Source organism: Pantoea sp. RIT-PI-b (genome assembly GCF_001187905.1).
Taxonomy (GTDB): Bacteria; Pseudomonadota; Gammaproteobacteria; order Enterobacterales; family Enterobacteriaceae; genus Pantoea; species Pantoea nemavictus.
Genome location: NZ_LGIS01000014.1, coordinates 135821 through 155352 on the forward strand (window position 1 = coordinate 135821; position 19532 = coordinate 155352).

The following is a 19532-nucleotide window of genomic DNA, read 5'->3' on the forward strand; positions in this document are numbered from 1 at the left end:
AACCCCCTGGTCGCCATGAATGGCGACCCTACAACAACCGGTTCTTTTGTAGGGTCACCATTCATGGTGACCTCATCATCCCCGCCGCAACCCCGCGACATCCACCTGCCACTGATTCAGCTTGTTATACAGCGCAGTGCGTGAAATCCCCAGCAGCTGGGCCGACTGGCGCAGGTTGCCTTTCTGCTCACGTACCACTTGCAACACATGCTGGCGCTCATTTGCCTGCAGCGAGGTCAATTCACTCAGCTGCGGAACTGCGCGCTGCACCATCTCTTCCGGCAGATCGTGACGATCAATCTGCAACCCTTCACACAAGTTCACCGTGCGCTCCACCAGATTCTCCAGCTCGCGCACGTTGCCTGGCCAGTGCCACGCCTGTAAACAGGCCATCGCATCGGCGGAGAGCTGTGGCGCAATGCGCTTTAATCGGGTACAGAGCGCCTGAATAAAGGTGTTCACCAGGCCAGGAATATCCTCCTGACGCTCGCGCAGCGGCGGGATCTCCAGCGAAATCACATTCAGGCGATAGTAGAGATCGCGGCGGAATGCGCCTTTTTCCACTGCATCCAGCAGATTGCAGTGGGTGGCGGCGATGATGCGTACGTTAACCTTGAGCGGATGTGCCGCCCCGATGCGCACCACTTCACTCTCCTGCAACACACGCAGCAGGCTGGTTTGCGCTTCCAGCGGCATCTCGCCAATCTCATCCAGAAATAGGGTGCCGCCATCCGCCAGCTCAAATTTGCCCGCCGAACCACCGCGACGCGATCCGGTAAATGCGCCATCGACATAGCCGAACAGCTCGCTCTGGACCAAATCACGCGGCAACGCACCGCAGTTCAGCGCGATAAAGGCTTCCTGCTGGCGCGGACTGGCGTTATGAATCGCCTGAGCAAACAGCTCTTTGCCGGTTCCGCTCTCCCCGGTCAGCAACACGGTGCTGTCGGTGCGGCTGCTGGCGCGCGCTTTGTGAATCGCCTGCTGCACGCGCGGCGCATGGCCGCGAATCATCTCGAAGGTATAGCTGGCGCTCACGCCCATCACGCGACGCGTAATAGCGCGAATACGTTGATTCTCACGCAGCGACAACACGCGGCCGCCGTCCGGCGCGGGCATCAGCGAGATCAGGCAGGAGATCGGATTGGTGTCGCCCGGCATAAATTGCAGCTCGCGGTCATTGCAGAACGGCATGATCAGCAGCGATCCCCCTTGCGGCTGCAGCAGCTCATCAATGGTACCTGCTTGCGGATCGAGGCTGCTGAAGATCTGTCGCGCATAGCGATTGAGGGTTTTAATACGACCGTGACGATCGCAGACGATCACCCCTTCATTCAGGGTTTCGAGGATCGACTGCTGCTCGGCCAGTAAACGGCGCAGCGTCAGCTGCTGGCCAACCGCTTCCGCCGCCGCCTGCACCGTGCCGAGCGTGTGGGCATTGAAGTTATCGGGCGTAGCGGTCAACGTTAAAACGCCCAGCAGCTGGCCGCTGGCATCGCGCACCGGCGCGGCGGCACATTGGCGATGGCGTTTACGCAGGTCAAGTTTCCAGTTCTCGCCGCTCAGCACATACACCAGCCGCTGCTCGATCAAGCAGCGCGCGGTGCAGTTGGTGCCGAGCACCTCTTCGCGCAGGATGCTGCCGACCGGCGTGAGATCCGCGCCGCAGAAATGCAGCGTCACACCCTGCGCATCGGTCAGATTGATGTGGCCATCCGGGTTATACGCCAGCAGGTTCTCCATGATGCTGCGCGCCGCGTGGATCAGTTCAGCATTATGTTCGAGGATCGCCGCCAGCTCGGCGGCAGGCGGTGAGATATAGGCAAAGGTCGCGGGATCGATCGCGCGCTGACGCGATCGCTGCCATGACTGCAAAATACTGTGCCGCATCCAGCCTGGCTGCTCACCGCGTTCAAAGCTGTGCCAGCCCTGCCACAACAAGGTATCCCATTCGCCCACCTCCGCGCTGTCCGGCAAGCTGAAGATAGGATCGCTTTCATCTTTGAACGGCAAACGCTCTATGACACGCATGCGACACTCCTGATTACGTTGGAATGTCCATTTTATTGACATGTGAAGTTGACATGTAAATTTTGTTGCCAGTTTGTGAGCTATATCTGTGTTACGCCTCACATAAAGCGGCTGGCTGCAGTTGGCATCACCTTTGCACTACAGATGGCACATCCCTGTACTCGAACGAGCACATCCAAAACAATAAGGAATAGGTCATGACATTTCACCTTAAGCCAGTACGCGTCGGCCTGATTGGCGCAGGACGCATGGGCAGCTTCCACGCAGAAAACCTTGCCTGGCGCGTGCCCGGGGCGACGCTTGCCGCGGTGGCCGATCCGCTGCCGGGCGCGGCAGACGCGCTGACCAACAAACTTGGCGTGGCGAAAGCTTACAGCGATCTGCATGCGCTGCTGCAGGATCCAGAGATTGAGGCGGTGGCGATTGCCGCCCCGGCGCGTACCCACGCTGAATGGGTGATCGCCGCAGCCCAAGCCGGTAAACACGTGTTCTGCGAGAAGCCAATGGCGGTGACGCTGGATGAGGCCGATCGCGCGATTGCTGCGGCAAAAAGTGCCGGCGTGGTATTGCAGGTCGGCTTTAACCGCCGCTTTGACTCGGGCTTTGCCGCGGCGATCGCGGCGGTGGAGGCGGGCGGAAAAGGCACTACGCAGCTGAGGCGATCGCTGACGCGCGGTCCGGGCCTGCACGATCCTGCACGCATCCCGCAGTGGACGATCTTCCTGGAAACCCTGATCCACGACTTCGACACGCTGCTGCACTTCAATCCCGGCGCGAAGCCGGTGGAAGTGTATGCGCTGGCGGATGCGCTGGTGCGTCCGGATTTCAAAGATAAAGGCTTGCTGGACACCTCGGTGGTCACCATTCGCTTCGATAATGGCGCGATTGCCACCGCTGAAGCCAACTTCCAGGCGGTGTACGGCTACGACGTTCGCGGTGAAGTGTTTGGCAGTAAAGGTATGCTGCAGGCGGGACATATCAACGCCAATCACTGCGTGCGCTATCACCAGGATGGCATCGCGATTGAAACTTCGCGCATGGACTCGGATCTGCTGCGCGAAGCCTATGTCGCAGAGATGGCTGAGTTTGCCCGCTGCATCCGCAGGGGTGAAACGCCGCGCGCCACCGGCGAAGATGCACGTAATGCGCTGGCGATCGCGCTGGCCTGTATTGATTCGGTGCAGCAGCAGCAGCCTATCAAGCTGGGAGGTCGCTAATGGCCAGTTATCAGCTGTCGGTATGTGCCGAAATGGTGTTTCTCGATCTGCCGTTCGTCGAGCGCGTAAAACGCATTCACGAACTGGGTTTTGGCGTTGAGATTTGGGGCTGGGCGAACAAAGACATTGATGCGCTAGCGGCAACCGGTGCGCGCTTCACCTCTATGACCGGCTATCTCAGCGGCAACCTGACTGACGATGACGAAATCCAGCAGCTGCTGCAAAGTGCTGAAGCATCGCTGGCGGTGGCAGCCCGCCTGAACTGTCCGGCGTTGAATCTGCACGGCACCGGACTGGATGACAAAGGTTTGCCCGTCAAACCGGTTGAGGTGGTCACCGGCGCGATGTGGCTGAAAGCCGCTGACACGCTGCGCAAAGTGGCGCAATTAGGCGAGCGTGCCGGACGCGTGTTCACGCTGGAGAATCTCAACTTGTTGGTTGATCATCCCGGCACGCCGTTCGCGCTGGCCGCCGATACGCTGGCGCTGGTGGAGGCAGTCAACAGGCCGGCGCTGAAGATGAATCTCGACCTGTATCACGCGCAGATTGGCGAAGGAAATTTGATCGAACTGATCCGCCGTTGTGGTTCTGCGATTGGTGAGATTCAGGTGGCGGATGTGCCGGGACGTCAGCAGCCGGGAACCGGTGAGATCAACTATCGCGCCATCGCCCGTACGCTGCACGATGTGGGTTATCGCGGCACCGTGGCGCTGGAGGGCTGGGCCAGCGGTGACAGCACCACCGCGCTGCAGCAGTTCCGCGATCATTTCACCCTTTAAGCGTTCCATCGCCGGGTATTTGCCTGTTGCCCGGCGTTAACTCGATGAAATTAAAATAATATCTCAACCCTACAGGACTCACTCATGAAGATAAGAAATGTGATGTTGTGCCTCTGCTCGCTGCTGCTCAGCCTGAGCGTGAGTGCTAAAACCTTCACCGTCGGCGTGGCGCTGGCTAATTTCGATCTCAACTTCGTCTCGATTCTGCGCACCCAGATGCAGGCGGAGCTGAAGGCCAGTCAGCTTAATAGTCAGTTTGTAGATGCCAAGGGCGATGTCGCGCTGCAAGTGCAGCAAGTGGATGATTTTATTAACCAGGGCGTAGATGCCATCATCCTTAATCCGGTGGATACCCAAGGCGTGTTGCCGATGATTACCGCCGCGAAAAACGCCGGCATCCCGCTAATTTTCGTCAACCGTAAGCCGGAGGTGAAGCTGCCAGCCGACATGGCATATGTCGGTTCAGACTCGGCGCTGGGCGGCGAAATGCAGATGGAAGCGTTAGCGAAGAAGATGAACTATAAAGGCAACGTGGCGATTCTGATGGGCGCGCTGTCGAATGAGGAAGCACGCGAGCGCACTCGAGCCGTGGAAGCGGTGATCGCCAAATATAAAGATATGAAGGTGATTGAGAAGCAGAGCGCCAAATGGCAGCGCAATGAGGCGGTGGATGTGGTTTCCAGCTGGCTGCTGAATCAGCGTCCGATTGATGCCATTGCCGCCAATAATGATGAGATGGCGATTGGCGCTATCATGGCGCTGAATCAGGCGAAGAATGAGAAAATTTTGGTCGCTGGCATTGATGGCACGCCGGATGGGCAGCAGTTTGTGAAGAACGGCAAAATGACGCTGACCATTTTCCAGGACGCCAAAGGCCAGGCCACGGGCGCAGTGCAGGTTGCTAAAGCGCTGCTGGAGAAGCAGAAAGTGCAGGAGTTTAACTGGATTCCGTATCAGACCATCACGCCAGAGAATTATGCGCAGTTTGCGGCGAAGTAGGTTTTCCCCTCACCCTAACCCTCTCCCGCAAGCGAGAGAGGGAACAAATAGAGGGAGGTAAGGTGAGGGCCCGATCACATCTCCACATCCTAATTAATTACCGCAACTAAACTTTCCTCTCTCCACGCCGATAATTTTCCCACTGAGTCCGTGCGCTTTGCCCCACGATTTTGGGGCTCTACGATCACCTTCTGGTATGGAAAACTGTCATGATCGCAACGCCCTTGTCAGGCCCGGACGCCGTGCCGGTGGAGATGGTCTCTCTCAAACGTATTGCCCAGCGGGCCGATAGCCTGGCGGTGATCCTCAGTTGGGCACTGTGGCCGATTGCACTTGGCGTTGGCTGGCTCAATGACAGCACAAGGGTGGCGCTGATTGCCGGCTTAGTGCTGGCGCTGCTGGCGACCTTTTTCGGCACCGCGCTACGCGGTACGCTGACCTCACGCCTGGTGTTATCCGCGCTGCTCATTGGCTGGGCAGGTTTGTTGATTCAGCTGGGTGGCGGCGAAACCGAATACCACTTCTCTGTGTTTGTGCTGATGTCGGCGCTGCTGGCGTGGCGCGATATGCGGCCGTTATTAATGGGCGCGGCGGCAGCGGCCACCCATCACGTGCTGTTCAATTATCTGCAGGAGAATGATCTGTTCGGCGTGATTGTTTTCCACCATCCTGGCTGGGATATGGTGCTGTTCCACGCACTGTTTGTGGTGGCGCAAACCGCCATGTTACTGGTGATTGCGCGCCAGATGGCCGCCGATGCGCGTTCGGCCAGCGAAGTGGCGGAGTTGGCGGCTCAGATCAATCAACAGGCGGGTTATCTGACGCTGAACGCCGATATGCAGCAGAGTGCAACGCCGTTCGCCCGCACCTTTAGTACCACGCTTGGCACCATGCACGGCACTTTGCATCAGGTCAGCGAGGGCGTGGGACTGCTGCTGGCGGAGTCTGACAGTATTCTTGAACGTAACGCCGCGCTCTCAACGCGCACCGATGAGCAGGCGCAGGCGCTGGAAGTGGCGGCGAGTGCAATGACTGAAATCAGCATCGCCGCCAGCCTGACCCGCGATAAAGCGCTGAGCGCGCGCCAGTTGGCGAGTGAAACCCGCACGGTGGCCACGCGCGGCGAAGAGAATATTCAGTCGGCGATTCACTCGATGGAGAAAATCAGTGAGGAGTCGAGAAGGGTAAAAATCATTCTGGAGCTGATTGACGGCATTGCTTTTCAGACCAACATTCTGTCGCTGAATGCCTCGGTGGAGGCCGCGCGTGCCGGTAATCAGGGACGCGGTTTTGCCGTGGTCGCCAGTGAAGTGCGTAACCTGGCGATGCGCAGTGAGAGCGCTGCGCGTGAGATTCGTCAGCTGATGGATGCCAGCTCGACCAGCACCGAGCACGGCACCGTGCAGGTAGAACATGCGGCGCAAACCATGCGCGAGATTCATAGTAGCATCAGTGGCTTATCGCAGCTGGTAACAGAGTTGTCGGAGATGAGTGAGCAGCAGAACCTGAGCATTGAACAGATTCAGCAGAGCATCAACAGTATTGATCACAGCGTTCATCGCAACGTGCAGCACGTGGCCGAAACGCTGCAGGTGGCGCAACAGCAGCAGCAGCAGGCGAATGCGCTAAAGCAGGCGATTTCGTTGTTCAGGTTGAGGTAAATACCCATATTTTCTGCGTATCGTAGCGGCGCAATTCATTGCGCATTCTGGCGCGCCAAAACCATGCGCAATGAATTGCGCCGCTACGGTATTTGCGTTTTATTCCACGCCTTTAACCAGCAGCACGCGGTACTTCGCACCTTTCAGACGATGCGCTTTAGCTTCCTGATACGCCGGGCTGAAATACCAGCCTTTTGCCGCTTCAACATCCGGGAACTCCAGCACCACGACGCCTTCAGCTGACGGACCTTCCAGCGTTTCCAGCTCGCCGTAAAACGCCAGCGGGGTGATCGGATGGTCGCCGCGCGCCTGGCCCGCTTTTTCGGCGTAGGTTGCCAGTTCGTCCTTGTCTAAGGTTTCGTCCTTAATAAACACCACATATGCCGCCATTATTTCTCGCCTCGCGCCTGACGTTTGTCTTCAGTGTTGTTATCAAAATCTGATGCATCATGACGTTCCAGCAGCTGATCCTGCGGTTCAGCACCAAATGCACGATTCACCTTACGGCCACGGATTACCGCCGGACGCTCAGCAATCTCTTTCGCCCAGCGCACCACGTGTTTGTATGACTGCACATCGAGGAACTCGCTGCCGCCATATTGGTTATTCAGCACCAGGTTGCCGTACCACGGCCAGGTGGCGATATCGGCGATGGTGTATTCATCACCGGCGAGGAAGCGATGGTTGGCCAGCTGACGATCCAGCACGTCGAACTGACGTTTGGCTTCCAGCGTAAAGCGGTTGATGGCGTATTCGATCTTCTCTGGCGCGTAATGATAGAAGTGACCAAAGCCGCCGCCGAGGTAGGGCGCAGAACCTTGCAGCCAGAACAGCCAGTTCAGGGTTTCGGTGCGGCCTGCCAGTGAGGTCGGCAGGAAGTGGCCGAACTTCTCTGCCAGATACAGCAGGATGTTGCCGGATTCAAATACGCGCTGCGGTGGGGTAACCGAGTGATCGCTCAGCGCCGGAATTTTTGAGTTTGGGTTCACATCAACAAAACCGCTGGAGAATTGATCGCCATCGCCGATACGAATCAGCCAGGCATCGTACTCGGCGTCTTTGGCCCCAACGGCAAGCAACTCTTCCAGCAGGATAGTAATTTTCTGGCCGTTTGGCGTGCCGAGCGAATAGAGCTGCAGCGGATGTTTGCCGACCGGCAGCGTTTTCTCATGCGTCGGTCCGGCGGTTGGACGGTTAGTTTTTGCGCCGTTACCTTTGGCTTCCGGGTCCCAGGTCCAGACTTTCGCGGGCTGATACTGATGTTCCGACATAGTGGTTCGCCTTGTTGTGTTTGGTTTTTTGCTGCTACTGAGTGTAGCAGCGCGTGATACAGGCGATTTAACCGCGCTGGCGGTAGGATACAAAGTCTGATTATGTAAAGTTCTCTTGCGTAAAGAGCATAAAGTCGACTTTGCCGGGCTGGTAGATGTCGGGGATGTCGCCCTCTTCCAGATGGCGTAACAGCAGCGTCAAGGCCAGCTGAGCATGGCGTAGGGTGTTTTGATCGATCGTTAAGGTGAGCACGCGATCCTGTAACAGTTGGCGCGTAGTGCTATACAACTCGTGCGTGACGTACACCACTTTACCGTCGAGCCGATGGCGCGCCAGGGCTTCGTAAATCTGGGTGTTGCCGATGCCGGTATTGTAGAGCCCCACAATCGGCGGCGAGGCGGCCAGCGTTTTTTCCAGCAGACGACTGATTCGCGCGCGCTCGTCCTGACCGGCGAGAATTTCGCGCAGACGCAGCTGCGGAAAGCGTTCGGCCAGCACCGCCTGGAAACCTTCAATGCGCAGGCGGTGCGCAGCATAATCGGCGCGCCCGCTCATCAGCACCACTTCACCCGGCTGCGACAGCATGCTGCCCAACATTAAACCGGCGGTGCGTCCGGCTTTGTATTGATCGATGCCTACGTGGCAGAGCCGCGCGGCATCCGGGAGATCGGCGACCAGCGTGATGACCGGTACGCCGCGCGCTTTACAGTCGGCCAGCGCAGCGTAAATCAGCGGATTTTCGTGGGCGAAAACGATCAGCGCATCACGCTTTTTACTGCTGGCAGTGATATGTGCCGCCAACTTTTCTGGCGCATTTTCCGGGATTAGCGTGCGGTGCAGGCGCAAGCGGCGATAGCCGAGTTCGTCTGCAAGTTTGGCGAAGTCTTGTGCTAATTGCTGAAAGAAGAAGGAGGCGTTGCCGCTGAGCAGTACTTCAATCTGCCACGGATGGCGATGCTCTTCAGGCAGAATGCGTTTTAAACCGGCATCACGCGCTGCCTGCAGAATTTTTTTGCTCATGGCGGGCGACACGCCGCCGCGATCGTTTAATACCCGGTCAACGGTGGCGACACCGACGCCCACTTGTTTTGCCAGCTCGGCCAGCGTCACTGCTTTCATGGTGTAGGTTCCATTAGGGCGGGCCCTCATCCTAACCTTCTCCCGCCAGCGGAAGAAGGGACCGATCAAGCTCGCTTTGAGCTCTCCCCCTGTGTGAGAGAGCAATCACGCCGCACTTTCCAGTTCCCTCTCCCTATGGGAGAGGGTTAGGGTGAGGGCATCAGCGCGTATTTACCCTAACAGCTCGCGCTCAATCAGCTCGCGCGTTTCAACCGCTTGATACTTCATCTTCTCCGGGTAGCCGAACAGCGCCGCCGAGATAATTGACTCGCCGCCGACTTTAAACGTGCGGTTAGCAAAATTCATCTCGCGCAGCGCTTCAAACAGCGCATCGAAATTGACTTCGCCTTCACCGACCGCCACGTGCTGGTGGATAGTGGCATCCACGCCCGGCGGGTTAACGATGTAACGACAGTGCTTGGTGTGGTTCATGGTATCGGCGATCAGCATATGTGACAGATCGTCACCGGCGTAATGCAGCATGTTCTTCACATCGCCGACGCCTTTGTCGTAATAGAAGGTGTGCGGTGCGCTGTAGATATACTTCACGTTTTCGCTGCGGAATGACTTCACAATGTCTGCGGTTTCGTTACTTTGCTCGCAGAAATCCCACGGATGGGCCTGAATCTCGACGCGAATGCCTTCACGTTCGATGATCGGCAGCAGCTCTTCCATCGAGCGATAGAACATCTCTTCACAAATTTCCGGTTCGTTGGGATTGCCCGACAGCTCGGTGTTGATCACCTGCACGCCCATTTCGACGGCTATCTCGATCATGCGTTTCCAGTTTTTCACCGCCGCCTGACGACGCAGCTCATCCGGGCCTGACCAGCGATACACCGTAATGAAAGAGGAGATCTCCAGCCCGGTAGCGTTCAGCGCGTTTTTGTACTCGCGCATGATTTCACGGCTGGCTTTCGGGTGTTTATAGAACGGGTTGATTTGCGGATGCGGCGACTGCTCGATGTACTTGTAGCCCCATTCAGCCACCTGATGCACCATGCGCGTGATGCCGAGATCGCGGATTACATCCACATCAAAAGCGATTTTCATTGTTTTCTCCTGAGCGTTAAGCGGTGCGCTCTTCGTTAAAGACCACGCCGATCTGCTTCCTGACTTCATCCATGGCGTGCAGCGTCGCCAGCGAAGTGGCAAGCGGACGTACGGGTGAGTCGAGCAGGCCCTGATGAATGCACCAGGCGGTATGTTCAATTTCATAACTGAGCTGAATATAGCGATTATTCGGTTCTTCCCAGCGCAGCGTGTGGCGGCCGTCGCTGGAGGTCAGACGGAAATTACCCGGCGCATAAAACTGGCCGTCGAGATAAAGCGTGGCATCGCGACCGGCGATCACCGCCGTGCCGGGCGTGTTGCTGAACAGCGTGGTGTTCAGCACCGAATGCATGCCATTGGCGTGAGTTAATAGCATTGAGGTTTGCCCATTGACGCCGCCGGGCGCCGGTTGCCCAATGGCGCTGATGCTTGCCGGTGCACCGCCTACCAAAACGCTGAAACTGAGCAGATAACTGCCCAGGTCCAACATCGTACCGCCCGCCAGATCCGCGTTAAAAATGCGATGATCTTCCGTGAAATACTCACCATGATCGGCAAGCAGCGTATGCACCTCGCCCAGCGCGCCATCGGCCAATAGCTGGCGAATCACATCATATTTCGGCGCAAAATCGCACCACATCGCTTCAACGCACAAACGCTGCTGCTGCTGTGCCGCCTGTTGCAGCTGCAAGGCTTGCTGCGCATTGAGCGCCAGCGGTTTTTCAATCAGCACATGCTTGCCAGCCTGCAAGGTGCGCAGGCCATCGGTGAAGTGGTGATTGTGCGGGGTGGCGATATACACCACATCAATATCATTACGGCTTAACAGCGCATCAATGCCTGCTACCGCATGGGGAATGTCCCATTTACTGGCAAAGGCTTGTGCTTTATCGAGGCTACGTGATGACACCGCAACCAGCTGTTGTTGTGTATGGTGACGCAGCGCGTTGGCGAAGTGGTCGGCGATCCAGCCGGGCCCGACAATGCCCCAGCGTAGCGCAGGAATTTGATTAGCAGGGTGACGACGCGGTGCCGGTAACGTGGTAGGGAACATGGTATCTCCGTTTTTCGACCTTTGTGTAAGGCAGATCGCGTTAACTGTAGAAACAGCAAACCGTGGTCTCTACTCTTTTCCTGATGCAAAACCATCAGCCAAAACCGCCGTTATCGGGAAAATAAATATCAAATATTTATTCTGAATGGTATGAAAATGAAATGATAAGTTTCATTTTTGCGAGGGCGATCAAAATAGTGAGAGATTATCTATCACTCATTCTAATTTGATGATGATTTGAGCGCAGAGCTATTGGCGATTTAAGGCAGGTTAGGGCATTATTTTTGATAATTTATTATCATTTAAGTGTGGAAAATAACCCATGAGCAAAATCACCATGAACGCCATTGCCGCCGCCGCAGGCGTGGGCGTGGCCACCGTTGATCGTGTGATCAATCGTCGTGCGCCGGTGCGTGCTGCCACCGAGCAGAAGGTGCTAGAAGCGGCTAATCGTCTGGGATATCGCATTGGCCATGCGCCGCTGCTGAATAGCACCTTGCCGGCAGCCAGCGTCACGGTGCGCATGGGCTTTATCCTGCTATCAAAATCCTACTCGTTCTATCACTCCCTCACCGATGCGCTACGCCAGCACACGCAACCCTTCCATCCGCTGGGCAGCGAACCGCTGTTCACCTGGCACGATATTGATGATGTTGAGGCGGTGGTAGCCTCGCTGTATGCGCTCGCTGAGCAGGTAGATGCCATCGGTTTGGTGGCGCTGGATCACCCGCTCATTCGCCACGCGATTGCAAGCGTGTCGCGCAGGGGCGTGCGGGTGTATGCGCTATTTTCCAACTTCTCACCCTGCGGTCACGCCGGTTATTTCGGTCTGGATAACCAGAAAGCCGGGCGCACTGCCGCCTGGATCGCCACGCATCTGCTGCATCAGCCGGGTTCGGCGGGGGTGCTGGTGGGCGACCATCGCTTTATCTGCCAGGAGAGTAATGAGATCAGCTTCCGTTCGTATCTGCGCGAACAGGACAGCGCACGGCGGGTGCTGGAGCCGTTGAAGACCAATGAGTCGATTGATGGCGGCTACCGTGCGACGCGTCAACTGCTGGATGAACATGCTGATTTGGCGCTGATTTTCGCGCCGTGCGGCGGTATTGAGGGGGTGATTCACGCGCTGCGCCAGCAGCCACAGCGCAAGGTGGCGTTGATTTGCCATGGTCCGGTGAAGGAGGGCGAGTTGGCGCTGATTGACGGCACCATTACGGTGATGATCCGCAATCGCATTGATGAGATGGCGATGCGTTTGGCGCAAACGGTGTTGCAGCATCATGCTGAACCCGGCGAGCATTTTACGCAGGTCATCCTGCCGTTCGATATCGTCACGCGTGAAAACCTGTAAACCGCGCCATTGCTGAATTTGATATATTTTCTATCATTTTAATGATGCGAAATAGTATGATCGCTATCAAAAAATGAATGTTTCATGGTTGTTGATGATGAAATATTTATTTGATACTTGCGCCATCCATTACCGCAAGGAACGATCATGACTATCCATATTGCTAACGCGCCCTGTAGCTGGGGCGTGGATGACCCGAAAAATCCTTTCCTGCCGCCATGGCAGAAGGTGCTGAGTGAAGCGTCGCAGGCCGGTTATAAAAGCATTGAGCTCGGCCCGTGGAGCTATCTGCCGGTGGATGCTGCCGAGCTGCGCCAGCAGCTGGAAGCGCACGATCTGTCGCTGGTGGCAGGCACGATTTTTGATGATTTGGTGAGTGAAGCCAACTTCCCGGCGATGGTTGAACTGACGCACAATATTTGCCGCAATCTGTCGCAAGTCCCCACCGCAACCAAAACCCACGCCGATAACAAACCGGCGCCCTATCTGGTGATTATCGACTTCGGCAATCCAGAGCGCGCCAAATATGCCGGTCAATCTGACAAGGCGCCGCGCCTGTCAGACGCCGACTGGCAGCGCATGATGCAGCACATCACCACCCTGAGCCAGATTGCCTGGAATGAATATGGCGTGCGTGCGGTGATCCATCCGCATGCCGGGGGTTGCATTGAGTTTGCCGACGAGCTGCAGCAGCTGGTGGAGGACATTCCGCATGAGGTGGCCGGTTTGTGCCTCGATACCGGCCATTTGTACTACTCCGGCATGGATCCGATTCTCTACCTCAGCCGCTATTGGCATCGCATCGATTACCTGCACTTCAAAGACGTCAACGACGCGGTATGGCGCGACGTGATTGCCCGCGGTGTGGATTTCTTTGCCGCCTGCGCGGAAGGCGTCATGTGCCCGATTGGTAAAGGGGCGATTGATTATCCGGCGGTGCGCGCCTTCCTCGCGGAGCGCAATTATCAGGGCTGGATCACCGTTGAACAGGAGCGCGATCCGCGAGATGCGGAGACCAGCCTGCGTGACGTCACCGCCAGCCTGCACTATTTGCAATCCGTCGGATTCTGAGGAGATCACCATGATTAACGGCATTAAAGCGCTGAATCGCTCCCTGCGCTGGGGCATGGTCGGCGGCGGTGGTACCAGCCAGATTGGCTACATCCACCGTTCGGCGGCGACGCGTGATAACAACTTTACGCTGCTGGCGGGCGCCTTCGATATCAACGCTGAACGCGGCCGCGCGTTTGGTACTTCGCTGGGTATCGATGCCGAGCGCTGCTATGCAGATTACGAAACCATGTTTGCTGCGGAAGCGGCACGTGCGGACGGCATCGAAGCGGTGTCGATTGCTACGCCTAACAACACCCACTTCACCATCTGCCGTGCGGCGCTGAATGCGGGGTTGCACGTGGTGTGCGAGAAGCCGCTGTGCTTCACCGCCGCCGAAGCCGATGAGCTGGAACAGCTGTGCAGCGAGAAGAAGAAAATTATCGGTGTGACCTACGGTTATGCCGGGCATCAGCTGATTCATCAGGCGCGCGAGATGATCGCCGCAGGCTTGCTGGGCGAGATTCGCATCATCAATATGCAGTTCGCCCACGGTTTCCATAATGAAGCGGTTGAGCTGCAGAACGAAAGCACCAAATGGCGCGTGGATCCGCGTTTTGTCGGCCCCAGCTACGTGCTGGGTGATTTAGCGACGCATCCGCTGTTTATTGCCGAAACCATGGTGCCGCATCTGCAGGTAAAACGCCTGCTGTGCAGCCGCCAGAGCTTTGTTAAAACCCGCGCGCCGCTGGAAGATAACGCCTTCGTGATGATGGAGTACGACAACGGCGCGGTCGGTACCATGTGGGCTTCTGCGGTGAACTGCGGTTCGATGCACGGTCAGAAAGTGCGCGTAATTGGTGAGAAAGCCAGTCTTGAGTGGTGGGACGAGCAGCCGAATCAGCTGCGCTATGAAGTGCAGGGCGAGCCGGTGCAGATTCTCGAGCGCGGCATGGGTTATCTGCATCAGAGCGCGCTGGCTGACGACCGTATTGGCGGCGGCCATCCGGAAGGGCTGTTTGAAGCCTGGTCGAATCTCTATCGCCGCTTCGCGCTGGCGATGGATGCCACCGATCGCGGCGATGCAGCCTTCCTGCAGGCGTTCTGGTATCCCGGTGCGCATGCTGGCTTGATGGGCGTACGTTGGGTGGAGCAGTGCGTGAAATCCGCCGACGCGGGCGCGGTATGGGTGGATTGTTGAATCCAGTGCGGTGATGGACCTGGTCGGCATTCATGCCGACCAGCAACTCAATGCGACCGCAAATCACTCAAAAACCGCTGCGCGCGCGGGTGCTGCGGCTGGGTGAAGAACTGTTCCGGCTTGGATTTCTCCAGAATCTGTCCCTGATCCATAAACCAGATGGTATCCGCCACTTCACGCGCAAAGTTCATCTCGTGGGTGACGCACATCATCGTCATCCCTTCCTGCGCCAGACTGCGCATTACCGACAGCACTTCGCCCACCATTTCCGGATCGAGCGCCGAGGTGGGTTCATCAAACAGCATCACCGGCGGTTTCATCGCCAGCGCACGGGCAATCGCCACGCGCTGCTGCTGACCGCCGGAAAGCTGCGCCGGATAGGCATCGGCTTTATGCGATAACCCTACACGCTCCAGCAATTCACCCGCCTGGCGACGTGCCTCCGAACGCTTCACGCCCAGCACTTTCATCGGCGACATCATAATGTTCTCGGCCACCGAGACATGCGGGAACAGGTTAAAACTTTGAAACACAAAGCCAATGCGCGTGCGCAGTTGGTTAAGGCGCGTGCTGCTGCCGTGAATATCGATGCCATCAAACACGATCTGGCCATCATCGATCGGCTCCAGGCGGTTAACGGTACGGATCAGCGTCGATTTGCCCGAGCCGGAAGGGCCGCATACCACCACCACTTCGCCGCTATTAATCTCGGCGCTCAGGTTGGTCAGCGCCTGGTACGCGCCGTACCATTTGTTGACCTGATTAAACATGATCATCGGTCCCATGGTGCTTCCTTATTGCGAAGAGGTTTTAGTCAGCATTACCGCCGGCGCCACGCTGGTGGCAAGCTGCGGCGGTTGGCGACGTTTCTGCGCTATGTGCGCTTCGAGTTTATTGGCAAGCCAGGTGAGGCTAAAGCAGATGAGGTAGTAGCTCAGCGCCACAATGGCGAACACCTGGAACGGTTTGGTCAGCAGCTGATTGCTCACCTGATTGGCGGCAAACGTCAGCTCCGGCACGTTAATCACATAGCCCAGCGTGCTGTCTTTGATGATCGACACCAGCTGGCTGACCAGGCTGGGCAGCGTGTTGAACAGCGCCTGCGGCAGAATCACCAGACGCAGGGTTTTCAGATGGCTCATGCCCAGCGCGCGTGACGCTTCATATTGCCCGTGCGGCAGCGACTGGATGCCGCCGCGCACGATCTCGGCGATATAGGCGCTCTCATAGATCACCAACGTACACAGCATGGTGGCGAATCCGCTGATGTTGTGGCCAATCAGTAGCGGTACGCAGAAGTAGGTCCAGAACACCACCATCATCAGCGGAATACCGCGCAGCAGGTAAACCCAGCCGGTGGCGGGCCAGCTCAGCCAGCGCCATGGCGATAGACGCGCCAGGCCCAGCAGCACACCGATCGGAAACGCCAGCAGCACGGCCAGCACTGAGATCAGCAGCGTACAGAGCACGCCGCCAATCGGCCCATTCGGGTATTGGCCCATTAACAGCAGCATGCCGTTGTCATGCAAAATGGTGAAAATCTCAAACATCGCCATTACCTCGCATAGACGCGCTGGAAGCGGCGGGCCAGCAGCGCGCCCAGGCCCATCAGCAGCAGGGAGAAGAACAGATAGCCCAGGGTCGCCACGATGTAAGATTCGAAAGTGCGGAACGTCTGGTTCTCAATATCGCGGGTGACGTAGGTGAGATCCGCCACGCCAATCACCATCGCCAGGCTGGTGTTTTTAAACAGCAGCACCGTGTGGTTGATCATCGCTGGCAGCGCATTGCGGATACCCTGCGGCAGAATCACCGCATGCATGGCGCGCACATAGCTCATCCCCAGCGCACGCGCCGCCTCATTTTGCCCGTCAGGAATGGCGCGCAGGCCGCTGCGGATATCTTCCGAGAAGTACGCCGCCTGACACAGGCCCAGCGCGGTAAGGGAGAACAGGAATTCGGCGTTGTAGTTGTTGATCCACATCTGCAGCGCTTCCGGCAGCAGGGTAGGAATAGCGAAATACCACATCATCAACTGGATCAGCGTCGGCACGTTGCGGTGATAGGAGACATAGGCTTTAACCAGCCCGACGGCCAGTCGATTTTCTGTCAGGCGGATCACCACCAGCAGCAATGCCAGCACCATCGCCAGCAGCCAGGCACCCAACGCCAGTTCAAGGGTGATCACCGTTCCGTCAACGATCATCTGGCCGTAATGGCCGGTTATCACACTGCTGAAATCGAGAGCCATACTGTTACCTCATGATCGCATGCTACGCGCTGTGGTCGCCCGGTCGCATGGTGGAAAGGCCGCCCGGCACCTGCAGCGTTGGGGTGATTTCGATGTTGCCGATATTCACCGCCAGCGGTGCGGCGAGCGCGAAGGCGACGCAGTCGGCGATATCTTTCGCCTGCGGCAGCTCGAAGCCATCAATAAAGCGGCGACGCGCCTCTTCATGATCACCCGAGACGTTGCCGAAAATATCGGTGGCGACGCGGCCCGGGCAGATTTCGGTGATGCGCACGCGTGCGCCATAGCAATCTACGCGCAGCTGGCGCGAAAGGGCGTGCACCCCGGCTTTGGTAGCGTGATAGACCGAGTTACCGTTGAAGTTGTAGATGGCAGCAATCGAGGTGATGTTGAAGACGTGGCCACGATCGCGCGCCACCATGCCCGGCACCAGCAGACGGCACAAATGCAGCACCGCGCGCAAATTGACGTCGACCTGGGTTTCAACCACGTTCTCGTCGGCTTCAAGGATTGAACCGGGATGCGACACGCCAGCGTTGTTGACCAGGATGTCGATTTCGAGGTCTTTGCACAGCGCGGTCAGCGCGTTGACGTCGCTGACATCCACCGCGTGTGGAATGCAGCCGGTACGATCGGCGAGTGCCGCCAGCTGCTCTTTACGCCGCGCGACCGCATGCACGGTGATACCTTGCTGGCACAAGCGCTCCACAATCGCTTCGCCCATTCCCGCCGATGCACCGGTCACCAGTGCGGTTTTGTAATCTGAAAATGGCATGTGCCTCTCCTCTTTGTTGCGTCTTTTGACTGTATGCAGTTATGCCGCAAGGGCATAAGACATAAAAATTTTGAGGCGATAAGCGCCCCTTATAACGCTGTGCTGCTGGCCCACGTGCGCATGAATGCGCACCCTACAAACCCATTACGCCCCCGGGAACACCCTTACGCATGAATGCGCTCCCAACGTCGTAGGGTCGCCATTTATGGCGACCGATGCGGCGCAAATGTCAGAATCTCCTCGTCGTACTCCACTGGCGAAAGATGCTGCGGCGTGAGCGCCTGCACCGTGCCGCTGGCGGAACTGCGCACCGGCACATACAGCGGGCCCACCTGCACCAGCGCCACCACGTCGCCAGCCTGCACGTGTTGGCCAGGCGCAACAAAATCCTGCTGACTATGCGGATGGCGGCGCAGCAGCGTGCCGGGCATCGGTGCGCCGATACGTTGTGTTATGGGGGGGATTTCCGGGGCGGGAACCCTCGCGGATACGGGCGGTGGCGTGGATGGCGTGACGGCAAAAGTTAACCGTACCGACCAGTGCTTGCCATCCAGCGCCAGGCTGCTCAGCCCCGCACTTTGCATCTTGCGCGCCAGGGCACGCAGCGTCGGCAGCGGTATTGCGGTTTTTTCCATAACATTCCCGTCAAAGCGAAGCACGCCCGCCGAAGCGGGCAAAATCGTAATCTAGCGCGTTCGTAAGACGGGCAGTAAGAGGGTTTCGCTTTGCGGTAATAAGCGGGTCTTATCCCACCAGCGTTAGCGGATGGTTCTCAACATTGCGGCGTGACATCAGCGACAGCAGAATCGATTTCACCGCTTCAGCCGGTTGGGACAGCGGCAGGTGATCGGACATGCAGAACGACAGCGATACCTGCACATCCGGATCGACGATCTTCGCCATCCACGCATCGCCGCTTTTCAGCATCGCGCGCGCCGCAGACTCCGGCATGATGGTGGTGCCGAGACCGGCGCTCAGTGCGGCATTCAGCGTGGTTTGTGATTCGATTTCGCATTTCACGCGGTACTGCAGATTGTTATGCACGAAGGCATCGTCGAGCACTTTGCGCATGATGTTATAGACGCGCGGCAGGAACAGATCGTACTGCGCCACCTGCGCCAGCGGGATCTCTTTCACCGGCTGCGCGAGGCTGAACGGGCAGACGAAGTAGAGATCCTCTTTCATCAGCGGCATAAAACGCAGGCCATGAATGGTGCGATGATCGTAAATCACCGCCATATCCATGCGGCCATTCATGATCAGCTCGCTCAGCGTGGTGCCAAAGTTCTCATTGAAGTAGAGCACGATGCCAGGGTGCTGCTGCTGCACTTCCATCATCAGCGGTAACGCGAGGTTTTGCGCGGCGGTGCCCGGCGCTAAGCCGACCGAAACGCTGCCGCTCAGCGAGGCGCCCACCAGCTCAATGGCGCTTTGTGCCTGCTCGCACTGGCGCAAAATCGCCTGCGCGTGGGAATAAAGCGTTTTACCGGCTTCGGTCGGCGTCACGCCGCGCTTGGTACGAATGAGCAGTTGCTGATTCACTTCCCCTTCCAGCGTGGCCAGCTGTTGGCTCAGCGCAGGCTGGGCAATATGCAAAATATCGGCCGCCTGGGTCAGGCTGCCGACATCAACAATTTTAACAAAGTACTTAAGGCGACGAAGATTCATGGACACTTCCTCCAACAGAACGCATGTCTGTTACTAAGCAAAGTTGATGCC

At 57.5% G+C, this 19532-nt stretch carries 19 protein-coding genes; 7 read left to right on the plus strand and 12 right to left on the minus strand.

The genetic code is table 11. The annotated features are described in order from the left end of the window. Positions 1-75 precede the first annotated feature (75 nt). Positions 76-2031: a sigma-54-dependent Fis family transcriptional regulator gene (locus AC790_RS07010; protein ID WP_049851320.1), complete on the minus strand. Its 1956-nt coding sequence runs from the start codon at positions 2029-2031 to the stop codon at positions 76-78. 197 nt (positions 2032-2228) lie between these two features. Here AC790_RS07010 and AC790_RS07015 point away from each other — a divergent pair, with 197 nt between their 5' ends. From AC790_RS07015 to AC790_RS07030, 4 genes are all read left to right on the plus strand, one after another. Beyond that, positions 2229-3248: a Gfo/Idh/MocA family oxidoreductase gene (locus tag AC790_RS07015; protein WP_049851321.1), complete on the plus strand. Its 1020-nt coding sequence runs from the start codon at positions 2229-2231 to the stop codon at positions 3246-3248. Next, positions 3248-4027 carry a TIM barrel protein gene (locus AC790_RS07020; protein ID WP_049851322.1) on the plus strand — a complete coding sequence of 260 codons (780 nt, stop codon included), beginning with the start codon at positions 3248-3250 and terminating at the stop codon, positions 4025-4027. The genes AC790_RS07015 and AC790_RS07020 overlap by 1 nt, the downstream gene beginning before the upstream one ends. Positions 4028-4111: 84 nt before the next feature. Continuing rightward, positions 4112-5026 (plus strand): substrate-binding domain-containing protein, encoded by a 915-nt coding sequence (locus AC790_RS07025; protein ID WP_007888463.1) that lies wholly within the window; start codon positions 4112-4114, stop codon positions 5024-5026. 209 nt (positions 5027-5235) lie between these two features. Next, positions 5236-6687, plus strand: coding sequence for a methyl-accepting chemotaxis protein (locus AC790_RS07030; RefSeq protein WP_049851323.1), 1452 nt, complete (start codon positions 5236-5238; stop codon positions 6685-6687). Positions 6688-6786: 99 nt separating this feature from the next. On the opposite strand, the gene AC790_RS07035 is transcribed toward AC790_RS07030, so the two are convergent. From AC790_RS07035 to AC790_RS07055, 5 genes are all read right to left on the minus strand, one after another. After that, positions 6787-7077, minus strand: a complete 291-nt coding sequence (locus tag AC790_RS07035) for a DUF1330 domain-containing protein (RefSeq protein ID WP_049851324.1) — start codon at positions 7075-7077, stop codon at positions 6787-6789. After that, on the minus strand, positions 7077-7958 hold the full coding sequence (gene yghU, locus AC790_RS07040) for a glutathione-dependent disulfide-bond oxidoreductase (RefSeq protein ID WP_049851325.1): 882 nt from the start codon (positions 7956-7958) through the stop codon (positions 7077-7079). Before yghU ends, AC790_RS07035 begins: the two co-directional genes overlap by 1 nt. 100 nt (positions 7959-8058) lie before the next feature. Then, on the minus strand, positions 8059-9078 hold the full coding sequence (locus AC790_RS07045; protein ID WP_049851326.1) for a LacI family DNA-binding transcriptional regulator: 1020 nt from the start codon (positions 9076-9078) through the stop codon (positions 8059-8061). A 171-nt stretch (positions 9079-9249) separates the two neighbouring features. Beyond that, complete coding sequence (locus AC790_RS07050; protein WP_007888450.1) at positions 9250-10131, minus strand: sugar phosphate isomerase/epimerase family protein; 882 nt, start codon at positions 10129-10131, stop codon at positions 9250-9252. A gap of 16 nt (positions 10132-10147) precedes the next feature. Further along, the gene (locus AC790_RS07055; protein WP_049851327.1) at positions 10148-11185 is read right to left on the minus strand and encodes a Gfo/Idh/MocA family protein; all 1038 of its coding nucleotides are present in this window, start codon (positions 11183-11185) and stop codon (positions 10148-10150) included. Between the two features lie 322 nt (positions 11186-11507). Between AC790_RS07055 and AC790_RS07060 the strand changes: the two genes are divergently transcribed. From AC790_RS07060 to AC790_RS07070, 3 genes are all read left to right on the plus strand, one after another. Further along, on the plus strand, positions 11508-12536 hold the full coding sequence (locus AC790_RS07060; protein ID WP_049851328.1) for a LacI family DNA-binding transcriptional regulator: 1029 nt from the start codon (positions 11508-11510) through the stop codon (positions 12534-12536). A 147-nt stretch (positions 12537-12683) separates the two neighbouring features. Next, positions 12684-13607, plus strand: a complete 924-nt coding sequence (locus tag AC790_RS07065; protein ID WP_049851329.1) for a TIM barrel protein — start codon at positions 12684-12686, stop codon at positions 13605-13607. Between the two features lie 10 nt (positions 13608-13617). Continuing rightward, on the plus strand, positions 13618-14787 hold the full coding sequence (locus AC790_RS07070; RefSeq protein ID WP_049851330.1) for a Gfo/Idh/MocA family protein: 1170 nt from the start codon (positions 13618-13620) through the stop codon (positions 14785-14787). A gap of 47 nt (positions 14788-14834) precedes the next feature. Here AC790_RS07070 and AC790_RS07075 read toward each other — a convergent pair whose 3' ends face one another. From AC790_RS07075 to nac, 6 genes are all read right to left on the minus strand, one after another. Beyond that, on the minus strand, positions 14835-15572 hold the full coding sequence (locus AC790_RS07075) for an amino acid ABC transporter ATP-binding protein (RefSeq protein WP_007888432.1): 738 nt from the start codon (positions 15570-15572) through the stop codon (positions 14835-14837). Positions 15573-15581: 9 nt separating this feature from the next. Next, a complete protein-coding gene (locus AC790_RS07080) occupies positions 15582-16337 on the minus strand; it encodes an amino acid ABC transporter permease (RefSeq protein WP_007888430.1) in 756 nt (251 codons plus the stop codon). Positions 16338-16342: 5 nt separating this feature from the next. Continuing rightward, positions 16343-17038 carry an amino acid ABC transporter permease gene (locus AC790_RS07085; protein WP_007888428.1) on the minus strand — a complete coding sequence of 232 codons (696 nt, stop codon included), beginning with the start codon at positions 17036-17038 and terminating at the stop codon, positions 16343-16345. A 22-nt stretch (positions 17039-17060) separates the two neighbouring features. Next, positions 17061-17813, minus strand: a complete 753-nt coding sequence (locus tag AC790_RS07090; RefSeq protein ID WP_049851331.1) for an SDR family oxidoreductase — start codon at positions 17811-17813, stop codon at positions 17061-17063. Between the two features lie 203 nt (positions 17814-18016). Then, positions 18017-18448 (minus strand): biotin/lipoyl-containing protein, encoded by a 432-nt coding sequence (locus AC790_RS07095; protein WP_049851332.1) that lies wholly within the window; start codon positions 18446-18448, stop codon positions 18017-18019. Between the two features lie 109 nt (positions 18449-18557). Continuing rightward, on the minus strand, positions 18558-19481 hold the full coding sequence (gene nac / locus AC790_RS07100) for a nitrogen assimilation transcriptional regulator NAC (protein WP_049851333.1): 924 nt from the start codon (positions 19479-19481) through the stop codon (positions 18558-18560). Positions 19482-19532: the final 51 nt, after the last annotated feature.